5 protein-coding genes are annotated in these 4,085 nt (G+C 67.2%); 3 read left to right on the top strand and 2 right to left on the bottom strand.

Features of this window, described 5'->3' with window-relative positions:
- A partial coding sequence (locus AX702_RS10025) for an aminotransferase class III-fold pyridoxal phosphate-dependent enzyme (RefSeq protein WP_156455437.1) occupies positions 1 to 629 on the top strand: 629 nt, incomplete at its 5' end.
- Positions 630 to 647: 18 nt separating this feature from the next.
- Here AX702_RS10025 and AX702_RS10020 read toward each other — a convergent pair.
- Together AX702_RS10020 and AX702_RS10015 are read right to left on the bottom strand one after the other, a co-directional pair.
- Entirely contained in the window at positions 648 to 1,247 is a 600-nt protein-coding gene (locus AX702_RS10020; protein ID WP_093065852.1) for a hypothetical protein, read from the bottom strand.
- Positions 1,248 to 1,258: 11 nt separating this feature from the next.
- Positions 1,259 to 1,903, bottom strand: coding sequence for a class I SAM-dependent methyltransferase (locus tag AX702_RS10015; RefSeq protein ID WP_197420557.1), 645 nt, complete (start codon positions 1,901 to 1,903; stop codon positions 1,259 to 1,261).
- Between the two features lie 255 nt (positions 1,904 to 2,158).
- Here AX702_RS10015 and AX702_RS10010 point away from each other — a divergent pair, with 255 nt between their 5' ends.
- Together AX702_RS10010 and AX702_RS10005 are read left to right on the top strand one after the other, a co-directional pair.
- Positions 2,159 to 3,034, top strand: coding sequence for a UDP-2,3-diacylglucosamine diphosphatase (locus tag AX702_RS10010; protein WP_082746190.1), 876 nt, complete (start codon positions 2,159 to 2,161; stop codon positions 3,032 to 3,034).
- The gene (locus AX702_RS10005; RefSeq protein ID WP_066778953.1) at positions 3,031 to 4,056 is read left to right on the top strand and encodes a glycosyltransferase family 4 protein; all 1,026 of its coding nucleotides are present in this window, start codon (positions 3,031 to 3,033) and stop codon (positions 4,054 to 4,056) included. Before AX702_RS10010 ends, AX702_RS10005 begins: the two co-directional genes overlap by 4 nt.
- Positions 4,057 to 4,085: the final 29 nt, after the last annotated feature.

Genomic DNA, 4,085 nt, shown 5'->3' with positions numbered 1-4,085 from the left:
GCCTCGCACCCGGCGGGGCGTCGGAATATTTCGGGGTTCGCCCCGATCTCGTCACCTACGGCAAGACGCTGGGCGGCGGCCTTCCCGTGGGCGCGATCTGCGGCCGCGCCGATCTCATGCAGCGCTGGCGGGACGATCGTCCCGTCGACATCTGCTTCGCGCGCGGCACGTTCAATGCGCACCCCTATGTGATGGGCACGATGGATGCCTTCCTGCGCCGTCTGGAGCGGCCGGAGGTGCGGGCGCTGTATGACGGCCAGGATGCGCGCTGGCAGGCGCGGCTCGCGCTCCTCAACGATCGGCTCGCGACCGCCGGCCTGCCCGTTCAGGCGGCGGGCATGCAGTCGATCTGGACGATCCTTTATACCCGCCCCTCGCGCTATAACTGGATGCTGCAATATTACCTCCGCATGGAGGGGCTGGCGCTGAGCTGGGTCGGCACGGGGCGGCTCATCTTCAGTCTCGACATCGATGACGCGCTGTTCGCGGAGATCGTTGACCGCTTCGTCGCCGCCGCCCGCGCCATGGAGGCGGACGGCTGGTGGTGGGTCGGCGCTGGGGTGACCGACAAGTCGCTGCGCCGCGGGGTCTTGCGTGAGACGGTCAGGGCGCGGCTCGGCCGACGCTGACCGTCCCTCCCCTGGGGCTCAGGCGGCGTGGCGGCGATCCGTGCGTTCGCCGCGCAGCAGCCGTCCCGGCGCGCTTCTGTAGAGCTTGAAGTCGTTGAACGGGTCAGTGACGATCTTGGTCGCCCAGACGAGTCCGGTTTCCACGTCGCGCTGGATGAAGAGCTGCAGCGAGCGGAACACGATCGCGCCGACGCCCAGGAACAGCCATGCCGAGCCAACGCGGCGCAGCGTCGTCATCCACCCGTCGGACGGATCGAGCAGGCCCCACAATGTCGGCTGAAGCACCAGCGTGACCGGCACCGCCGCCCACAGGCTCATCAGCACCCATTTGCGGAACAGGTTGTAACCGAGCTTGATCTCTTCCTTGTGCGCGTGCGTCGCCTGGTTCTCGTGATCATAGCCCTTGGGCTCGAAGAAGAAATGGCCGGCCTGGCGGCTCGTCATCGCCACGCCCCAGGCGAGCAGACTCGCCACCGCCGGGTCGATGAACAGCAGCACATATGCGGTGATAAAGGTGCAGGCGCTGACGAAGTGCAGGCTCTGGTTGACCAGGCTGTGGTGATAATAGCGATGGTCATCCCAACGTTGCTCGGCGAGCTGGGCGCGGAAGCTGGTCATGATCGAGGTCCTCAGGCGGCGAGCTTGGCGAAACGGACGAGCGAGAAATGGCCGAGCGGCGGCAATGGCCGGTTCTCGACCAGACACACGTCGGACCGGCTCGCCGCCCAGTTGGTGTAAAGCGAAAAGGGAAATTCCGTCCGGAAACCGAGCCGGCTGGTGATCGGCATCAGCGCCTTCTCCACGCCGCCGCGGAAACCCGCATTGGCGCTCACGCGCGTGGTGATGATGATCTCGCCGCCAGGGCGGCACACGCGCGCGAATTCGTCGAGCGCCTTTGCCGGATTGGGACAGGCGGACACGACATATTGCGCGACCACCGCATCGAACGCATTGTCGCCGAACGACAGCCGCTCGGCATCGTCGACACGAATGTCCTCGACATTGTCGAGGCCCAACCGGTCGACCCGGATGCGCGCCTTGTCCAGCATGTCTTCCGATATGTCGACGCCGACGATCCGGCTGCGCCGGTCGTAGCCGGGCAGCGAGATGCCCGTTCCCACGCCCACTTCCAGAATGCGCCCTCCGACCCGCTCCGCGGCGCGGATCGCATCGGCGCGGCCCTGGCGGAACACGGGACCGAAAACCAGATCGTATATCGGCGCCCAGCGATCATAGGCTTTGGCGACGCCGGCGGTGCTCATCTGTGTGGCCAAGAAGAGGCTCCCGTACGCGCGATCCCCTTGGGATCACATCCTCTCTGGCTCTGTGACAGCCCAGCATTTCAGTTGAGCGAAGGTTTTGCGACAGGGTCCGCCATAATCTCGCAATGCAATCGTCACCGCACGCTCACCGAACTGTCCCTATCATGTTCTAAACGGCCGAAGCAGGAAGGGCCGACCGTCCGGCCCGCCATTCGGGGACGCGACATGGCCGACCTGTTTTCGAAAACAAGCGCGCGCATCAGCGGTATGGAGGACCCGCGCGATCTTCCGCGAACGCTCCCGCCCTGGCTGACCGCCATTGACGGCGACGATGCCGGCCCATCGCCGAAGCGTACGCGCTATCGCACCATCTTCATCTCGGATCTTCACCTCGGCACGCCGGGCTCCAATGCCGAGTTGCTGCTCGACTTCCTCAAGCATCACGAATGCGCGACGCTGTACCTGGTCGGCGACATCGTCGACGGCTGGCAGCTGCGCAAAGGGTGGTATTGGCCACAGGCGCACAACGACGTGGTGCGCGCCATCCTGAAGATGGCTAAGCACGGCACGCGCGTCATCTACGTGCCCGGCAATCATGACGAGCATTTCCGCGACTATGTCGGTCTGGAATTCGGCGGCATCGAGCTGGTCGGGGAGGACGTGCATGTCACCGCCGACGGCCGGCGCCTGCTGGTGATCCACGGTGACCAGTTCGACAATGTCGTGCTTTACCACAAGTGGCTCGCCTTCCTCGGCGACTGGGCCTACACCATGCTGCTCAAGAGCAACGGCACGGTGAACTGGGCGCGTCGCCGGCTCGGCCTGCCATATTGGTCGCTCGCCGCGCACATGAAGAAGCGTGTGAAGAACGCCGTGCAGTTCATCTCGCGCTTCGAGGAAGTGGTCGCGCATGCCGCGGCCGACCGGAACGTCGACGGCGTGGTGTGCGGTCACATCCACTCGGCCGAGATCCGCGAGTTCGACGGCGTCACTTACTATAACGACGGCGACTGGGTGGAGAGCTGCACCGCGCTGGTCGAGCACGCCTGCGGCCGGATGGAGATCATCGACTGGGCTGAGCGGCACCGCGCGGATGCGGTCGCCGCCCGCGCCAAGCCGAAGCTGACGGTGGTCGAGGCGTGAGGATCGCGCTCGTCAGCGACGCGTGGATGCCGCAGGTCAACGGCGTGGTGCGCACCCTGTCGACCACTGTCGCCCGGCTGCGTGCGATGGGCCATGAGGTGGAAACGGTCACGCCCGATACCTTTCCCACCGTCGCCTGCCCGACCTATGCCGAGATCAGGCTGGCGGTGATGCCCGGCCGGGGCGTGCGGCGGCGGCTGGATGCCTTCGCGCCACAAGCGGTGCACATCGCCACCGAAGGCCCGCTGGGTTGGGCGGCCCGGCGCTGGTGCCTGCAGCACGGCCATGCCTTCACCACCTCCTTTCACACCCGCTTTCCCGATTACATGGCGATGCGCACCGGGCTGTCGCCGTCGCTGTTCTGGGCCAGTCTGCGCCGCTTTCACCAGCCGGCGGCGCGCGTGTTCGCCGCCACGCAGACGCTGGAGGCCGAGCTGCGTGGGCGCGGCCTGCCGCAGACCCATCGCTGGTCGCGCGGCGCCGATCTGGCGCTGTTCCGCCCCGATGGCCCGCCGCTGCCCGAGCTTGCCGCGCTGCCGCGGCCGATCCTGCTGCATGTCGGGCGGGTCGCGCCGGAAAAGAATATCGAGGCGTTCCTGTCGCTCGGCACCGCTGGCACCAAGGTTGTGGTCGGCGATGGCCCCGCGCTGCCGATGCTCCGCGCCCGCTTTCCCGATACGCTGTTTCTCGGCGCGCTACAGGGCGAGCGGCTCGCCGCAGCCTATCGCGACGCGGATGTCCTGGTCTTTCCCAGCCGCACCGACACGTTCGGCCTGGTCATGATCGAGGCGCTGGCCTGCGGTACGCCGGTCGCCGCTTATCCGGTTGCCGGCCCGCTCGACGTGCTGGGCGAACACCCTGAGGCGGGGGCGCTGGACGAGGATCTCGGCCGCGCCGTCGCCCGCGCGCTTCAACTCGACCGGCGCGCCGCCGCCGCCGCCGGCCGGGCCTATTGCTGGGACGCCTGCACCGCGCAATTCCTCGCCGGGCTGGAGCCGTGCCGGGCGTTGCTCGCCGCCTGAGGTGATCGGCGGGCACACGCCCTCCACCC

It is taken from the genome of Sphingomonas sp. CCH5-D11 (assembly GCF_001557395.1).
In the GTDB taxonomy this organism is placed as follows: Bacteria; Pseudomonadota; Alphaproteobacteria; order Sphingomonadales; family Sphingomonadaceae; genus Sphingomonas.
This window is presented reverse-complemented; position numbering and strand designations above follow the sequence as displayed.

Bases quoted from the DNA above. Each gene is read 5' to 3' on its own strand.
- AX702_RS10020 (WP_093065852.1), bottom strand. From the start codon at position 1,247: ATGACCAGCTTCCGCGCCCAGCTCGCCGAGCAACGTTGGGATGACCAT.
- AX702_RS10010 (WP_082746190.1), top strand. From the start codon at position 2,159: ATGGAGGACCCGCGCGATCTTCCGCGAACGCTCCCGCCCTGGCTGACC.